Genomic DNA, 14,721 nt, shown 5'->3' with positions numbered 1-14,721 from the left:
CGTGCCCCGCACATCCCGCACAAACCGCTATTGGGGGACTCTGGGGAGTCCCTGGAGAGAAGAGATGCGGACAATCTCCTCGTCCTGCCCTTTAAGAGCCCCCGGCCTGGCTTTTTGGCATCCAACGAGCGGTGGGGAGGATCGACTGGCCTCACGGGCCTGTCGGCCCCACGCCGGAGCAACGCGGGTTACCGATCGGCGGCGTCTGCCAAACCTGACGGCGCCGGGCCACATCACGGACAGCGAGAACAGCCGCTGCACTCAGCGGGGCCCAAGGCCAGCCAGGCCGAAGCCGCCCACCACGGCCTCCCCGCTGGGACGACTACACCCACGCCACCGTTGCCGGCGGCCCATGAACAGGCGGCCGTGCCGGGACCGCCGGCATCCGGGAGGGGCGTGGCACCCGCCGCACACCGACACATTGCGCAGCCCGCCCCGACGCCTGGACCGCGCCCTGACCGGCGACGATTCGGCTTCGGAGGCCGGATTGGCCGGGAAGAGTCCGGGGAGAATGCACATCCCGAGCCCACAGGGATTCGAATGACCCCGAGCGTGGATTTCGCCCCGTTATGCGAATATCCGGGAACTATACGACCGGATTCAGGCCACCTGACCCGATCGAGCCTCGTTCGAACCCGCCTGGGCTGATGCGGCCGAGCGGCTCCTCCCGATTGATGCAAAGCCCAACACTCGCCCGGCAGGGATGAACTGGGCGCCGCGGCCACGCCGCCGCCACCTGCCGATGAGGCCCGCCCAAGGTTCGATTGACGGCCTCTCGGATTGATGTGAGGGATTGCCGCTCCTCTCGTGAAGAACTGCTTGACGGATCAACGGAGAAAGGGGTGACCGATGGCAGATGCGGGGTCGAAAGGCCCATGTCAACCTGCCGCTGTGACGGCCGGGTTGAGCGGATGCGGCCCCATGGCAGGCGTCCGGGGGAGCGAAGATCCGGTGATAGCATCCCGGCATCTGTGATCTTGATCCGTTTTCACGCAGATACCGATTGTGATCGGCGTCACGTTCTCCGCATAACAGCAGGTGAACCGTGCTGATCAGCCGTGCTGCGGGGCCTCGCGAGGTGTATCTGCAGCCGTCCGCATGTCATGCGCCGGGAAAGGTTTCCATGAATCGAGACGCACTTGTGTGGTGCTTGGTTGCGGTGGCGGCGATATCCGTCGTCGCGGTCGTGGCACTCGTCGCCCGCAACAGAGCGCTGGAGGCGAAGAAGGAGCACACCGAGGCCGAACTGAGGCACCAGCTGCTCGCGGCGGACAGCCACCTGCACTCGTCACGCGCCGAGCTGCAGGCCTTCCGGAACGAGCAGGACGCCAGGCTCCGCGAGGCCAAGGAAGCGGCGGAGGAGAACACCAAGTCCGTCCTCAAGGGCGCCGCCAGTCTCCTGCAGAGCCTCGCCGCCGAGCAGACGACGCTGCTGGACGCCATCCAGCGCAAGTACGGTGGACACGCCGTCCTCAGCGACCTGTTGGACGTCAACCACGCCAACGCCCAGATGGCGCGCAAGGCCCAGGGCATCGCCGTCATGTGCGGTGCGCCGCTCGGCCGGCGCAACCGGCCCGCCAGCGTCTACGACGTGGTGCGCAGCGCCCAGGGCCAGATCCGCAACTTCCACCGGGTCGCGATCATGCAGCAGACCGGTCTCGCCCTCAAGGCGTCCGCGGTCGCGCCCGTCGCGCTCGCCGTGGCGGAACTGCTCGACAACGCCGCCAGCTTCTCGCAGCACGACGCGCCGATCGAGGTGACGTTCCAGCGCGTCCAGAACAACCTGTGCATCGTCATCGACGACGCCGGCGTCAGCATGAACGACGAGGACCGGCAGCGGGCGACCGCGCTGCTCTCCGGGGAAATCACTCCCCGCCTGTCGCAGCTCGGCACCCAGCCCAAGTTCGGCTTCCCGGTCATCGGACTGATCGCACGTCAGCACGGCTTCAAGGTGGACGTCACCGGAGTCTCCCGGTACGGCGGCGTCAGGGCCGTCGTCCTCTTGCCCGAGGAGCTGTGGACCATGGAGGAGATACCGCCCGTCCAGGAGGCTCCGGTCAGCAACATCCGGCGCACCTCCGAGAATCGGCCCCACAGTGCGCCCCACAGTGCGCCCCAGAGCACGCCGCAGAGCGCCCCGTCGCGCACGATGCACGGTCTGCCCAAGCGCGGCGCGCGCCAGGCGCCCATCGCCAGCGTCCCCGATCCCGACCCCCGCCCCGACACCAGCTGGGCGGCGCCACGGAGCCCGGAAGAGACGGGCCGCGCTTCCGGGCGCAGCCTGGGGGCCTTCCAACGCGGCACGCTCTCCGGCCGCAACCTTGACGCCACCTCGTTCGAAGGGCCCGAAGACGCATGACCGCAGACCTGTCGTGGATGCTAGAGGACATCGTGGACAACGTGCCCCGGGCACGTCACGCCGTCCTGCTGTCCGCGGACGGCCTCCCTCGCGGTGCGACGGAAGGCCTGGCCGAGAACGATGTGCGCACCATCTCCGCCGCCATGGCCGGAATGCAGTCGCTCAGCCGGGCGACGGCCCACTTCGCCGGACCGGAGAAGGACCGGCAGTGGAACCAGACCATCATCGAGTTCTCGCACGGCTGGAACTTCCTGATCGGGGCGGGGCAGGGCTCGTACCTCGCCGCCGCGGCCGCGCCTGATGTGGACATGCAGCAGATCTCCTTCCGCATGCACCGCCTCGTAGCCCGGCTGGGCAACAACCTCACCTCGCCGCCGCGGGTGGGCCACGAGGACGCCGGAGGGGCGCGGGGGAACGAGCCCCGGCAGCAGAGCCCCGGTGACGCGAAGTTCGTCCTCGGCGAGCTCGACCGGGCGGTGTCCGAGGTCAAGGGCGCCCGGCACGCGGTGCTGCTGGGGTCGGACGGCCTTCCCCGCGGGGCGACCACCGGAATGAGCCGCGATCTGGCGGACACCATCTCCGCGGCCATGACGGGCATCCACGCCTACAGCCGGGTCACCTCCCAGTTCGCGGGGGTCGCCGAGGACGCGGAATGGCGTCAGACGGTCATCGAGTTCCAGCACGGCTGGATCTTCCTGCTGGCCGCCGGTCCCGACGCCTTCCTGGCGGCCGCCGCCGAACAGGCATGTGACATTGAGGAGTTCACCACCCGGCTGCACTCGGTGGTTCCCAGACTGACCGCGACGGCGACACCGGCGAAGGGGACAGGACATGCCTGAGAGGTCCGGACAGGACGAAGAGCTGGAACTGACGTCTCCGTTAGTCCCCCTCTTCGTGATCACGAACGGACGAGCGCTGCCCCCGGACCACGAGTACGAGCACACGACGCTCGTGACGGCGACGGGGGCGGAGAACGGACAGGTCGCGGCACGCACGCTGGCGCCGGAAGCGGGGCGGGTCATGGACCTGGTCGCGGACGGATTCCTGTCCGTGGCCGAGGTGGCGGGGCACACGCACCTGCCCTTGGGCGTCGTCCGCATCCTGCTGGCGCAGCTGGAGGAAGACGGCCTCATCCTCGCGAGGACACCGATACCGCGCGCCGAACGTGTCGACAGAGAACTGGTCAGTGCCGTGCTCGAAGGCCTGAAGAATCGATTCGGAGCGTAAACGCGTGTACCTGGATCCAGATGTCTCCCACGCGGTGAAGATCCTCATTGTGGGGCACTTCGGGGTCGGCAAGACCACCTGCATCGGCAGCCTCTCCGAGATCGAGCCCCTGCGGACCGAGGAAGAGATCACCGAGGCCAGCGTGGGCTTCGATGACCTGTCGGGCACGCCCGACAAGACGACCACCACCGTCGCCATGGACTTCGGCCGGCTGACCCTCAGCGACACCCTGGTGCTCTACCTCTTCGGTACGCCCGGCCAGGAACGTTTCAAGGAGATGTGGGAGGAGCTCTCCCGGGGCGCCCTGGGCGCACTCGTCCTGGTCGATCCGGAGCGGCTGCACGAGTCCTTCCCCGTCCTGGACCTCGTCGAGCGCTTCGGCCTGACGTACGCCATCGCCGTGAACCACTTCGAGGGCACCACGCACTACCCGCTCGACGAGGTGCGCGAAGCGCTGAACCTCACCGACGAGACCCCTGTCGTGGAGTGCGACGTACGGGATGAGAACTCCTCGGCGCAGGCCCTCATCACCCTCGTGAAACACCTCATGTCCCAACTCGGCTAGGAGCGCAGGAATGCAACAGCCACGTGAACCGATGGAGATACCCCCCGGCTGCCCCGCGCACGGGAACGTCCAGATGTACGGTCCCTCGTTCGGAGCCGACCCCGACAGCCATTACGCGCAGCTGCGCCACTACGGACCCAGTGCGCCCGTGGACATCGCCCCCGACGTCCAGGCCGAGCTCGTCACCAGCTACGACGCCGCCCTGTACGTCCTGCAGAACCCCGCCTCCTTCGTGCGCGACTCCCGCCGCTGGAACGCCCTCAACGAAGGGCGCGTCCCGGCCGGCAGCCCGGCCCTGCCCATGATGGGCTACCGTCCCAACGCCCTCTTCAGCGACGGCGCGGCGCACGCCCGGCTGCGCGGGGCGGTGACCGACAGCCTCGCGACCGTCAACGAGCACCAGCTCATCCGGCAGACGCAGCAGTCCGCCAACTACCTGATCAGCCAGTTCAGTACCGACATCCGCGGCCAGGCGGAGCTGATGGCCGAATACGCCCAGCCGCTGCCCCTGCTGGTCTTCAGCGAACTGTTCGGCTGCCCGCCCGAGATCGGCGACCGTGTGATCGCCGGGATCAGCGGCATCTTCGAGGGGACCCCCGGGGCCGACGAGGTGCTCGGCGGGGCGCTCACAGAGCTGATCGCCCTCAAGCGGCGCCGTCCGAAGGACGACCTGACGACGCGTCTGATGGAGCACCCGGCCCAGCTGAGCGACGAGGAGGTCCTGCACCAGCTCGTCACCCTGCTCTCCGGCGGCACCGCGCCGCTGGCCGCGGCCATCGGCACCAGCAGCGCCCTGTACCTCGGGGAGGACTGGCAGGTCGGCCTCCCGGTCGAGGACGCGGTCTCCCAGACCCTCTGGAACTACGCGCCGATCGCCAACTACGCGGCCCACTACCCGACGCACGACGTCGAGCTCGGCGACAGGGTGGTCCGGGCCAACGACCCGGTCCTCATCTCGTTCGCCGCTGCCAACACGGACCCGAAGCTGACCGAACACCGCGAACAGCTCAGCGCCAAGGCACACCTGGCGTTCGGGGCGGGCCCGCACGCCTGTCCCGCCAAGGACCCGGCTTTCATGATCACCGTGACGGCCGTGGAGACGCTGCTCAACCAGCTCCTCGACGTGGAGATGCGCGTCCCGTTCAAGGCGCTCACCTGGGCTCCGAGCCCGTGGAGCCGCACCCTGGTCACCCTCCCGATCCGCTTCACCCCGAAGGCCGCCCCCCAGGCGTCCAAGCCGACCGGATCGAACGCGGGCCAGGCCTCGCAGCAGCAGGCGGCGGTCTCCTCGCCCGCCGCCGGCCCCTCGCGCACGAGCACTGGTGCCGCGCCACAGCCCAAGGGCGGCCTGTTCAGCCGCTTTCTGGCCTGGACCAGGGGCGAGTGAGCCGAGTGTGATTCTAGTAACCTCCTGCGTACTCAGTGGTAGTGGATGCTCTAACGATCATGTGGGTAGGCATGGCGGCTGGTTCTCAGAAAGGAGCCGCCGTCATGGGGGTTACCGCAACTCCGTCGTACGACCGCCGGGCGTCCGCCTCCCTCTTCTCCCGTCTGCGGACGGCAAGAGGGCAGGCCGACCCCTTCCCGATATACGCCGAGCTCCTCGCGCGGGGTGAGGTGGTCCCCGCCCCCTGGGGCGGCTTCGCCGTGACCGGCTTCGCCGCCTGCGACCAGGTCCTGCGCAGTCGTCAATGGCTGGAGCCCGACCGGGAATGGCGGGAGCGCCAGGGGCCCGGGACACGCTGGAACGCGCCCTCCTCGCGCGAGATGAGCAATACCCTCGCCGCGCTCAACGCCCCGGACCACACCAGGGTGCGCCGGGCGGCGGGCACGTTCGACCGGTCCACCGTCGAGCGCATCGGCCACAATGTGGAACGGACCGCGGATCGGCTCCTCGACGCCTTCACCGAGCGAATACGCACCGGCGAGGCGGACTTCTCGGAGCTCGTCTGCGAGGAGCTGCCGGTCGCCACCATAGGTGACTGGCTCGGGCTGCCGCGGGCCGACTGGTCCACGCTCCGCCAGTTGACGCACGATCAGGTCTTCACCCAGGAGCTGCTGCCGTCGGCCAGCCAGCTGGCCCTGTCCGACACGGCCACCGCCGAACTCCGGGCCTATTTCATGGAGCTGGTGCGCGACCGGCGCTCCCACCCCGGGAACGACCCCGTCACCGGATGGATCCGGACGTGGGACACGATCGAACCCGACCGGGACAAGGCCGACGAGGCGGTCTACTTCCTGGTGCTGTTCGTCCTGCTGGCCGCCCTGGAGACCACAGCGACCCTCCTCTCGACGATGACGTTGCGGCTCGTCGAGAGCCCCGAGCGCTGGGACATGGTCGCGGACAACCCGGACCTCGTACCCGGGTTCGTTGAAGAAACGCTTCGCCACGACCCGCCCACCCACGTGATCAGCCGGGTCGCCCCGGAGGACACCGTGCTGGGAGGCTTCGAGATCCGCCGCGACGAGATGGTCCACCTCATGGTCGCCGCGGCGCACCGGGACCCGGCCAGGCACGGCGACCCGGACCGGTTCGACCCCGGCCGCGTGCCCGGCCACCTCGCCTTCAGCGGCGGCATCCACTACTGCCTCGGCGCGCCACTGGCCCGCCTCGAAGCCCAGACCCTGCTCCGCCGGCTGATCCGGCGCCTTCCCCGTCTCACTCTCGTACGCCCCCCGTCGATGGCGCCGCGTGTGGCGTTCCGGCGCCTCCTGAACCTGGACGTGGCACTCGCATGACCGAATGGACCCCCTCCCCCGTGCGCACCCGGACCGCGCCCAAGGCGATCCGTGCCGAGCAGGACGGCCCCGTCCTGCACGTCCGCCTCAACCCCTGGGGGCAGGACGACACGCTGGACACCGCGGTCCTCGACGACCTCATCGCCCTGCTCGACGACCTCCACGAGAGACCCGACGTCCGGATCCTGACGCTGTCGTCGCTGGGTCCGGACTTCTGCCTGGGTGCCGACCGCGACGAGTACCGGGAGGCGCTGGCCGACGATCCGTCGGGGGCGGGCCTGCGGCGCGTCGCCGACAAGGCGCACCGCCTGTGCCAGGCCCTGGAGAACACCCACGCGGTCACCATCGCCCGGCTACACGGGCGGGTCATCGGCGCGGGCCTGGCCCTCGCCGCCTTCTGCGATCTGCGCGCCGGTGCCGACACCAGCCGCTTTCGCATGCCGGAGGTCGGCATCGGGCTACCGCCGGCGTGGGGCGGGGCGATGGGACGCCTGGTCTCCGAGGCCGGCGCCTCCAGGATTCGCGAGCTCATGCTCACCTGCGACGTCTTCGACGCCGACACCGCCCACCGTATCGGTCTGCTTCACCGGACCGCCCCGCTCGACCAGCTGGACAAGGTGATCGACTCCTGGACCAGGCCCCTCGTCCGACGCTCGCCCGAAGCACTCGTCCTGACCAAACGGATGCTGGCCGGCTACGCACGGGCGGACAGGACGGCAGACGTCTCCGTGCTCGACTCCCATCTCCTGGCAGCTGCTCTCCACCAGCACGCAAGGGGCTGACCCCTCCCAGGCGGATGCGGGCGCCCGGCCCGCCACGGGCCGCCGAGACAGGGGACGGCCGGGCGCCTGGCCCGTACGACGGGCACGGTCCGCGCGGCGAGGTGCCTGACCACTCGCGATCGGATCGGACACCTCGCGCCGGGCCCGCAGCCCCAGCGGCCGGTACTCCGGCTGGACCTCGGTGTCGTCCCGTTCCCCCAGGTCGTGGATCGCGTTCCGGCGCGACCGCGACCAGGGCGTCGCCGAGGCGGCCGGCGTGCGCAGGAGGCGGGGTCCGACGCCGCGATGCCGATCGGCGGCGGTACTCCGGGCAGGTCCCACAGTCTGGCGTCCTCGATGTCGAAGTGGGTGCCGTGGTGGTCGACGCGGTCGCCGGCCAGGAGGGAGCGGACGATGCCCACCGCCTCTTCGAGCCCTTCCAGGCGTACGCGGGCGGCCGGCCGGCCCGGGCCGACGACGTGCTCGTTCAGGTTCTCGCCGGAGCTGGGCCCGACCAGGCCGGAAGCGTCCCTGCCACAGGAGCTGCACGCTGCCACCGCGCCCAGAACCTGCCGGCTCGCGACGGCACAGGCATGCGGACGGCTTTCCGGGGGAGCCGCACCGTAGGAAGGCGGTGCACCGTAGGAAGGCGGTGAGCGGCCATGGCACACGTGACCGTGGAGGGAGCCGAGGTCGTCGTGCGGCTGGGGCTGCGCGAGGGCCTGACCACACGGCGGCGGCAGGTACGCGTACCCGTGTCGGCGCTGCGCGAGGTACGGGTGGAGAAGAGCTGGTGGCGCGTGCTGCGCGGCCGGGCCGGTCACGGCACGTGGTCCCCGGGACGGTGCTCGGGGGTGCGCAGCAGGCCCGACGGCGAGGACTTCGTCGCGGTGAAGGCCGAGAGCACCGTGCTCTGCCTGGAGCTGGACGCCGGGGCGCCCTACCGCCGGGTGGCGGTGTCCGTGCCCGATCCGGAGCGGGCCGAGCGTGCGGTGCGCGCGGCCATGCCCGAGAGCGAAGCTCCCGAGCCGCCGGACCCTCCGGCGGGCCCTCCTTCGGATCCGCCGCAGCACCGGCCGCCGCTCCAGCACGAGGGCGGTACGGCAGACGACCACGGCAGGCCCCCGGGAGTCACCTCGCGGACCGGCAGCGGGCCGGGGCAGCCGCCGCTCGACGACGCACGGGCACTGCGTGCCAACGCGGACCGGGTGCGGCGTGAGCACGTCCTCCGCCGCCCACACCGCCCGGACGGCCGCGAAGACACCTAGTGCCGCGTCAGGCAACGTTCGCCCCGTCGCGACGCCCGGCACGCACTCTCGCCGCACCGGCCGAAAGCCACGTACGTCCCGTACGAGCGCTTCCGGCCGGCACGCCGAGAGCACGCACCGGACGCCGCTCCTGACGGGCAGACGTCGCCTGGCGCGGCACTAGCTAGTTGAGAGAGCTGACCAGCTCGAAGCTCAGTACGCCGGTCCACACCGGTCTGACCATGCTGATCACCGCCTCGGCGCGCCTGGTCCCCGTCGCCCCCGGGGTCTGCCCGTCCGGCCGCGCCGGCAACGGCCGCCGCCGACGCGGCGGCGACCGCGTTTGGGCGGCGCCGGAGGGGTAGCCGCAGTGCAGGGACCGGCACGCACGGAAGGAGTGTGAGCGGTCATGAGCGGCGCCAGCACCAAAGGCGATGGAACCAGGGGCGACGGCACCACGGGCGACGGCACGCGGGGCGCGGGCCGTACGCCGGGCCGGGAGCGCGACGAGCGGATCCGCGGACGGTCGCCGGAGCCGGAGCGGATGAGGACCGGCGGCCGGCCGCGCACCCCCGACGAGATCGCGCACGAACGGGGCCGGGAGGACGCGACCATGCGGGACGTGATGCGGGAGCTGGACGAGCAGGACCTGGACGACATGCGGGACGACCGCTGAGGGTCCCGCCCGCGTGGCCCTGCCCACCCAGGGCGGCCCGTCAGCACCCGTCAGCAGATGCGCGGCAGCTGCTCGCCGAGCGGCAGGTCGACCACCCGTGTGCCGCCGAGGGCCGTACGGGCCACCACCATGCCCGGGTGGTCTTCCACCGCCTCGCCGATCACGGCCGCGCCGCGGCCCAGCGGGTGGGCGCGCATGGCGTCCAGTACGGCGTCGGCGTGCTCGCGCGGTACGAACGCGACCAGCTTGCCCTCGTTCGCGACGTACAGCGGATCGAGGCCGAGGATCGCGCAGGCGTTGGCGACGGCCGCGGGGACCGGGACACCCCGCTCCTGGATCACGACACCGGTACCCGAGGCGGCCGCGATCTCGTTCAGCGAGGCGGCGAGACCGCCCCGGGTGGGGTCGCGCAGGACGTGCAGGTCGGGGGTGACGGCGAGCATGCTCTGTACGAGACCGCCGAGGGCCGCGCAGTCGCTCTCGACGTCCACGCCGAACTCCAGGCCCTCCCGGACGCTCATGATCGCCACTCCGTGGAGTCCGATCTCACCGCTGACGATCACGACGTCCCCCGGCACGACCCGCTGGGGACGCAGGTCCACACCGTCGGGGATGATCCCGATGCCGGCGGTGTTGATGTAGACGCCGTCGCCGTGGCCCGACTCGACGACCTTGGTGTCGCCGGTCGCGATCTCCACGCCCGCCGTCCGTGCGGCGGCGCCCATGGTCTCGGCGACCCGCGCCACCACGGACATCTCCACGCCCTCCTCCAGGATGAAGCCGCAGGACAGGTACGCCGCGCGCGCTCCGCTCATGGCCAGGTCGTTGACGGTGCCGTTGACCGCGAGGTCGCCGATGCCGCCGCCCGGGAAGAACAGCGGGCGCACCACGTACGAGTCGGTGGAGAAGGCCAGCCGGACGCCCCCGAGACAGACGGCCGCCGAGTCTCCCAGCTGGGCCAGTACGTCACCGCCGAAGGCGGGGGCGAACAGGTGCTGGACCAGCTCGGCGGAGAGTGCGCCACCGCCTCCGTGGCCCATCACCACGCGCGGGCGGTCGCGCAGCGGCGCCGGGCAGGTCCAGCCCGTGATGTCGAGGGTGGTACCGGCGTCAGACAACGGGGCTCGCCTCCTGCGGGGTGGTCGCGGCGACCGGCACGGTCTTCAGCTCCAGCCGCCGGTAGAGGTAGTACGCGGCGCAGGCCCCCTCGCTGGAGACCATGGTGGCGCCGAGCGGGCTGCGCGGGGTGCACAGGGTGCCGAAGGCCTCGCACTCGTGCGGTTTCAGCAGCCCCTGGAGCACCTCGCCGCTACGGCACTCCGCCGGCTCCTCGGTGTTGATGCCGTCGACCGAGAAGCGGTGTTCGGCGTCGAAGTCGCGGTAGCGGGCGGACAGCCGCCACCCGCTGTCCGGGATGACGCCGATGCCGCGCCACGCCCGGTCGGTGACCTCGAAGACGTCCTCCAGCATGGCGAGGGCCGCCGGGTTGCCCTCCGGGCGGACGGCGCGCGCGTAGGCGTTGTCGACGGTGTGCTCGCCGCGTTCCAGCTGCCGCACGGCCCGGCGCACGCCCTCCAGGATGTCCAGCGGCTCGAATCCCGTGACGACGATGGGTACGCGGTGGCGGGCGGCCAGTTCGGGGTACTCGCTCACGCCCATCACGCTGCAGACGTGCCCGGCGGCCAGGAAGCCCTGGACGCGGCAGCTCGGCGACCGCATGATCGCCTCGATGGCCGGGGGCACCCGGACGTGGGAGACCAGCAGGCTGAAGTTGCGGATGCCGAGCCTCTTCGCCTGGTGGACCGTCATGGCGTTGGGCGGCGCGGTGGTCTCGAAGCCGATGCCGAAGAACACCACCTGGCGCTGCGGGTTCTCCTGGGCGATGCGCAGCGCGTCGAGCGGGGAGTAGACGACGCGTACGTCGCCGCCCTCGCTGCGCACCTGGAACAGGTCGCGGCCGGTGCCGGGCACCCGGAGCATGTCCCCGAAGGAGCAGAAGATCACGTCGGGTCGGGAGGCGATCTCCAGCGCCTTGTCGATGACCTCCAGCGGGGTGACGCACACCGGGCAGCCCGGTCCGTGGATCAACTCGACCTGGTCGGGCAGGAGTTGGTCGATGCCGTGCCGGATGATGGTGTGGGTCTGGCCGCCGCACACCTCCATCAGGGCCCACGGGCGGGTGACGGTGGCGTGGATGTCGTCGAGCAGCCGGCGCGCGAGGGCGGGGTCCTGGAACTCTTCGATGTACTTCACTGCCGGCCTTCCTGGGCTACCTCGGGTGTGGTGACCTCTCCCGCGTCCGGCCCGTCGGCGAAGGGCCAGGGGGTGTCGGCGCCGGCCTGGAGGGCCGCCTGCTCCCACGGGTCGCCGAACTCCTCCTGGAGCATGCCGAGTTCCTCGAAGAGCGCGAGGGTCTGCCGGGCCGACTCCTCGTCGAGGCGCTGGAGGGCGAACCCGACGTGGACGATGGCGTACTCGCCGACCTGGAGGTCGGGCAGGTACTCCAGGCACACCTCCTTCTGCACGCCGCCGAAGTCGACGGTAGCCATGCGGGTGCCGTCCTTCTCCCCGATGTCAAGCACTCTGCCGGGTACCGCCAGGCACATGGGCTTCTCCTTGCTGTGGGTGGTGCTCCGGGGTGGCGGCCGCCGCCACCATGAGCTGGCCGAGGGACAACCCGCCGTCGTTCGGGGGGACCCGGCCGTGACGCAGGACGGTGAACCCCGATGCCCGCAGGGTGCGGGCACACGCCGAGGACAGCAGGGTGTTGGCGAAGACGCCGCCGGTCAGCGCGACGGTGTCCAGGCCGTGCCGCTCGCGCGCGAGCCCGCAGAGCTCGGCGACGAGGGCGGTGACGCAGGCGTGGAAGCCGGCGGCGATCAGCCCCGGGTCGGTGCCCGCGCGTACGTCGGCCACGACGGCCGCGAGCATCGGCGCCGGGTCTGCGACGACCGGTGCGGATGGAACCTGTACGGAGGGGGCCGGTACGGATGCGCCCGGCCCGGCGGTGGCGGGGCCTGCGGTGGACGGGCCTGCGGCGGGGTGTGGCGGGACGCGCAGCCCGAAGGCGTAGTCGGGACCCGTTCCGCTCGCGCCGAGGGCCGCCGCCTCCAGTTCGATCGCCGCCTGGGCCTCGTAGCCGGCGTGGTGGCAGACGCCTGCCAGCGAGGACACGGCGTCGAAGAGCCGCCCCATGCTGGAGGTCGGGACACAGTTCAGGCCGCGCTCCAACTGGCGCTCCAGTACGCGTAGTTCATCGTCCTGGCAGGCGGCGACACAGGGCAGGTCCGGGGTGCGGGCCAGGCCGGCCGCCCGCAGATGGGCCAGGGCCATCCGGTAGGGGCGGTGCACGGCGGCGTCACCGCCCGGCAGCGGCACGTAGCCGAGGTGGGCGAAGCGCGCATACCCGGCATAGTCGGCGAGGAGGACCTCGCCGCCCCACACCGCGCCGTCGTCGCCGTAGCCGGTGCCGTCGAAGGCGACGCCGATCACCGGGCGTTCGCCGTCCAGGCCGTGTTCCGCCATGGCTGAGGCGATGTGCGCGTGGTGGTGCTGGACGCGGACGAGCGGCCGGGATCCGGCGGCGCGCCGCGCCCACTGGGCGGAGCGGTAGCCCGGGTGCCGGTCCGCCGCGACGAGGCCGGGGCTGACGCCGGTGATGGACTCCAGCTGGCGCTCGGCGCGTTCGAGGGCGTACTGGGTGGCGAGGTCGCCCATGTCGCCGATGTGGGCGGACAGCCAGGCCCGGCGGCCCTCGCCGAGGCAGAAGGTGTTCTTCAGGTCTCCGCCCGCGGCGAGGGTCGCGGGGACCGGCACCGGCAGGTCCATCGGCAGCGGGGCGTAGCCGCGGGCGCGGCGTACGGTCAGCGTCTCGCCGTCGCAGACCCGCACCACGGAGTCGTCGCACGGCACGTGGATGGGGCGGTCGTGGGTGAGCCAGGCGTCGGCGAGGCCGGCGAGCCGCTCCAGGGCCTCGCCGTCGTCGGTGACGATGGGCTCTCCCGCGAGGTTCCCGCTGGTCATGACGAGCAGCCGGGGGCCCGGCGGGTCGCCGGGCAGCCCGAGGAGCAGGTGGTGGACGGGGGTGTACGGGAGCATCACGCCGAGGTCGGGACAGCGCGGGGCCACGCCGTCGGCGAGTACGGCGCCGGGCGCGCCGGCGGGGCCTGCGGGGGCCGTCCCGGCGCGGCCGTCGCGGCGGCGCAGCAGCACGATGGGCCGTACGCCGCCTTGCAGCAGGGCGCGTTCCTCGGGGCCGATGTGCGCGAGCCGCTCGGCGTCGCCGATGCAGCGGGCCATCAGGGCGAAGGGCTTGTCGCCGCGGGCCTTGCGGCGGCGCAGCTCGGCCACGGCGCCCGGGTGGGTGGCGTCGCAGGCGAGGTGGTAGCCGCCGAGCCCCTTGACGGCGAGGATCGCCCCGGCCGTGAGGAGCCGGCGGGCCGCGGCGATCGGATCGGCGCCGCCGTCGGTGCTCTCGCGGGGAGGCCGCCCGGTGAGCAGGGCCAGCCGGGGGCCGCAGGCCGGGCAGGCGACCGGCTGTGCGTGGAAGCGGCGGTCGGCGGGGTCGCCGTACTCGCGGGCGCAGTCGGGGCACATGGGGAAGCGGGCCATGGTGGTGTGCGCGCGGTCGTAGGGCAGCCCGGTGACGATGGTGAACCGCGGCCCGCAGTGGGTGCAGGTGATGAACGGGTGCCGGTGGCGCCGGTCGGCCGGATCGGCGAGTTCGGCGAGGCAGTCGGCGCAGGTGGCCACGTCCGGGGAGACGAGCGTCCGGGCGGGGCCGCCGCTCCGCGAGGCGATGATCGTGAATCCGGCGCCGCCCGCGACGGGGACCTCGTGGTGGTCGACGGCGTCCACGACGGCCAGTGGCGGCGCGTCCGCCGCGAGGTGCTCGCAGAACCGCGAGACGGCGGCCGGGGCGCCTTCGACCTCCGCGACGACGCCCTCGGGGGTGTTGGTGACGTGCCCGGCGAGGCCGAGTCCGATCGCGCGCGTGTAGACGTAGGGGCGGAAGCCGACGCCCTGGACCACGCCGCGGACGGTGACCCTGCGGCGCTGCACCGGCTCCATCAGCGGGTCTGCGCGGCGGGCTGGACGTGCGGGGGCCGGCGGTCGTGGCCGTGGCCGGGCTCGGCGCCGTGGGCGGG

At 71.9% G+C, this 14,721-nt stretch carries 15 protein-coding genes; 10 read left to right on the top strand and 5 right to left on the bottom strand.

Features of this window, described 5'->3' with window-relative positions; all coding sequences use genetic code 11:
* Positions 1 to 1,123: 1,123 nt before the first annotated feature.
* The 7 genes from ACFWFZ_RS26520 to ACFWFZ_RS26490 all read left to right on the top strand — a co-directional run bounded on the left by ACFWFZ_RS26520 (position 1,124) and on the right by ACFWFZ_RS26490 (position 7,672).
* Positions 1,124 to 2,359, top strand: a complete 1,236-nt coding sequence (locus ACFWFZ_RS26520) for an ATP-binding protein (protein ID WP_387125480.1) — start codon at positions 1,124 to 1,126, stop codon at positions 2,357 to 2,359.
* Complete coding sequence (locus ACFWFZ_RS26515; protein WP_387125479.1) at positions 2,356 to 3,198, top strand: roadblock/LC7 domain-containing protein; 843 nt, start codon at positions 2,356 to 2,358, stop codon at positions 3,196 to 3,198. The genes ACFWFZ_RS26520 and ACFWFZ_RS26515 overlap by 4 nt, the downstream gene beginning before the upstream one ends.
* Positions 3,191 to 3,586: a DUF742 domain-containing protein gene (locus ACFWFZ_RS26510; protein WP_387125478.1), complete on the top strand. Its 396-nt coding sequence runs from the start codon at positions 3,191 to 3,193 to the stop codon at positions 3,584 to 3,586. Before ACFWFZ_RS26515 ends, ACFWFZ_RS26510 begins: the two co-directional genes overlap by 8 nt.
* A 4-nt stretch (positions 3,587 to 3,590) precedes the next feature.
* Entirely contained in the window at positions 3,591 to 4,151 is a 561-nt protein-coding gene (locus ACFWFZ_RS26505; protein WP_030237619.1) for an ATP/GTP-binding protein, read from the top strand.
* A 10-nt stretch (positions 4,152 to 4,161) separates the two neighbouring features.
* The gene (locus ACFWFZ_RS26500) at positions 4,162 to 5,538 is read left to right on the top strand and encodes a cytochrome P450 (RefSeq protein ID WP_387125477.1); all 1,377 of its coding nucleotides are present in this window, start codon (positions 4,162 to 4,164) and stop codon (positions 5,536 to 5,538) included.
* Between the two features lie 104 nt (positions 5,539 to 5,642).
* Complete coding sequence (locus ACFWFZ_RS26495) at positions 5,643 to 6,890, top strand: cytochrome P450 (RefSeq protein ID WP_387125476.1); 1,248 nt, start codon at positions 5,643 to 5,645, stop codon at positions 6,888 to 6,890.
* Positions 6,887 to 7,672 carry an enoyl-CoA hydratase/isomerase family protein gene (locus ACFWFZ_RS26490; RefSeq protein WP_387125475.1) on the top strand — a complete coding sequence of 262 codons (786 nt, stop codon included), beginning with the start codon at positions 6,887 to 6,889 and terminating at the stop codon, positions 7,670 to 7,672. The genes ACFWFZ_RS26495 and ACFWFZ_RS26490 overlap by 4 nt, the downstream gene beginning before the upstream one ends.
* Here the strand turns inward: ACFWFZ_RS26490 and ACFWFZ_RS26485 are convergent.
* Entirely contained in the window at positions 7,585 to 8,073 is a 489-nt protein-coding gene (locus ACFWFZ_RS26485) for a hypothetical protein (protein ID WP_387125579.1), read from the bottom strand. The genes ACFWFZ_RS26490 and ACFWFZ_RS26485 overlap by 88 nt on opposite strands.
* 240 nt (positions 8,074 to 8,313) lie before the next feature.
* Here ACFWFZ_RS26485 and ACFWFZ_RS26480 point away from each other — a divergent pair, with 240 nt between their 5' ends.
* The 3 genes from ACFWFZ_RS26480 (at position 8,314) to ACFWFZ_RS26470 (ending at position 9,574) form a co-directional block, all read left to right on the top strand.
* Entirely contained in the window at positions 8,314 to 8,919 is a 606-nt protein-coding gene (locus tag ACFWFZ_RS26480; RefSeq protein ID WP_387125474.1) for a hypothetical protein, read from the top strand.
* A gap of 167 nt (positions 8,920 to 9,086) precedes the next feature.
* Entirely contained in the window at positions 9,087 to 9,263 is a 177-nt protein-coding gene (locus ACFWFZ_RS26475; protein WP_387125473.1) for a hypothetical protein, read from the top strand.
* 44 nt (positions 9,264 to 9,307) lie between these two features.
* Complete coding sequence (locus ACFWFZ_RS26470; protein ID WP_387125472.1) at positions 9,308 to 9,574, top strand: hypothetical protein; 267 nt, start codon at positions 9,308 to 9,310, stop codon at positions 9,572 to 9,574.
* A 50-nt stretch (positions 9,575 to 9,624) separates the two neighbouring features.
* Here ACFWFZ_RS26470 and hypE read toward each other — a convergent pair whose 3' ends face one another.
* From hypE to hypF, 4 genes are all read right to left on the bottom strand, one after another.
* Complete coding sequence (gene hypE, locus ACFWFZ_RS26465; protein ID WP_387125578.1) at positions 9,625 to 10,614, bottom strand: hydrogenase expression/formation protein HypE; 990 nt, start codon at positions 10,612 to 10,614, stop codon at positions 9,625 to 9,627.
* A gap of 70 nt (positions 10,615 to 10,684) precedes the next feature.
* Complete coding sequence (hypD, locus tag ACFWFZ_RS26460; protein ID WP_387125471.1) at positions 10,685 to 11,827, bottom strand: hydrogenase formation protein HypD; 1,143 nt, start codon at positions 11,825 to 11,827, stop codon at positions 10,685 to 10,687.
* Positions 11,824 to 12,180 carry a HypC/HybG/HupF family hydrogenase formation chaperone gene (locus ACFWFZ_RS26455; RefSeq protein WP_387125470.1) on the bottom strand — a complete coding sequence of 119 codons (357 nt, stop codon included), beginning with the start codon at positions 12,178 to 12,180 and terminating at the stop codon, positions 11,824 to 11,826. The genes hypD and ACFWFZ_RS26455 overlap by 4 nt, the downstream gene beginning before the upstream one ends.
* On the bottom strand, positions 12,149 to 14,644 hold the full coding sequence (gene hypF, locus ACFWFZ_RS26450; RefSeq protein WP_387125469.1) for a carbamoyltransferase HypF: 2,496 nt from the start codon (positions 14,642 to 14,644) through the stop codon (positions 12,149 to 12,151). The genes ACFWFZ_RS26455 and hypF overlap by 32 nt, the downstream gene beginning before the upstream one ends.
* Positions 14,645 to 14,721 lie beyond the last annotated feature (77 nt).

It is taken from the genome of Streptomyces sp. NPDC060232 (genome assembly GCF_042726555.1).
GTDB lineage: Bacteria > Actinomycetota > Actinomycetes > Streptomycetales > Streptomycetaceae > Streptomyces.
The sequence above is the reverse complement of the archived record's forward strand: the minus strand, read 5'-3'. Positions and strand labels throughout refer to the sequence as shown.

What these genes read in the sequence shown, in the direction of transcription:
- ACFWFZ_RS26480 (WP_387125474.1), top strand. Translation starts at nt 8,314, where the DNA reads ATGGCACACGTGACCGTGGAGGGAGCCGAGGTCGTCGTGCGGCTGGGG.
- ACFWFZ_RS26495 (WP_387125476.1), top strand. Translation starts at nt 5,643, where the DNA reads ATGGGGGTTACCGCAACTCCGTCGTACGACCGCCGGGCGTCCGCCTCC.
- ACFWFZ_RS26470 (WP_387125472.1), top strand. Translation starts at nt 9,308, where the DNA reads ATGAGCGGCGCCAGCACCAAAGGCGATGGAACCAGGGGCGACGGCACC.
- hypE (WP_387125578.1), bottom strand. Translation starts at nt 10,614, where the DNA reads ATGGGCCACGGAGGCGGTGGCGCACTCTCCGCCGAGCTGGTCCAGCAC.
- ACFWFZ_RS26455 (WP_387125470.1), bottom strand. Translation starts at nt 12,180, where the DNA reads ATGTGCCTGGCGGTACCCGGCAGAGTGCTTGACATCGGGGAGAAGGAC.
- ACFWFZ_RS26490 (WP_387125475.1), top strand. Translation starts at nt 6,887, where the DNA reads ATGACCGAATGGACCCCCTCCCCCGTGCGCACCCGGACCGCGCCCAAG.
- hypF (WP_387125469.1), bottom strand. Translation starts at nt 14,644, where the DNA reads ATGGAGCCGGTGCAGCGCCGCAGGGTCACCGTCCGCGGCGTGGTCCAG.
- ACFWFZ_RS26520 (WP_387125480.1), top strand. Translation starts at nt 1,124, where the DNA reads ATGAATCGAGACGCACTTGTGTGGTGCTTGGTTGCGGTGGCGGCGATA.
- ACFWFZ_RS26515 (WP_387125479.1), top strand. Translation starts at nt 2,356, where the DNA reads ATGACCGCAGACCTGTCGTGGATGCTAGAGGACATCGTGGACAACGTG.
- ACFWFZ_RS26510 (WP_387125478.1), top strand. Translation starts at nt 3,191, where the DNA reads ATGCCTGAGAGGTCCGGACAGGACGAAGAGCTGGAACTGACGTCTCCG.
- ACFWFZ_RS26500 (WP_387125477.1), top strand. Translation starts at nt 4,162, where the DNA reads ATGCAACAGCCACGTGAACCGATGGAGATACCCCCCGGCTGCCCCGCG.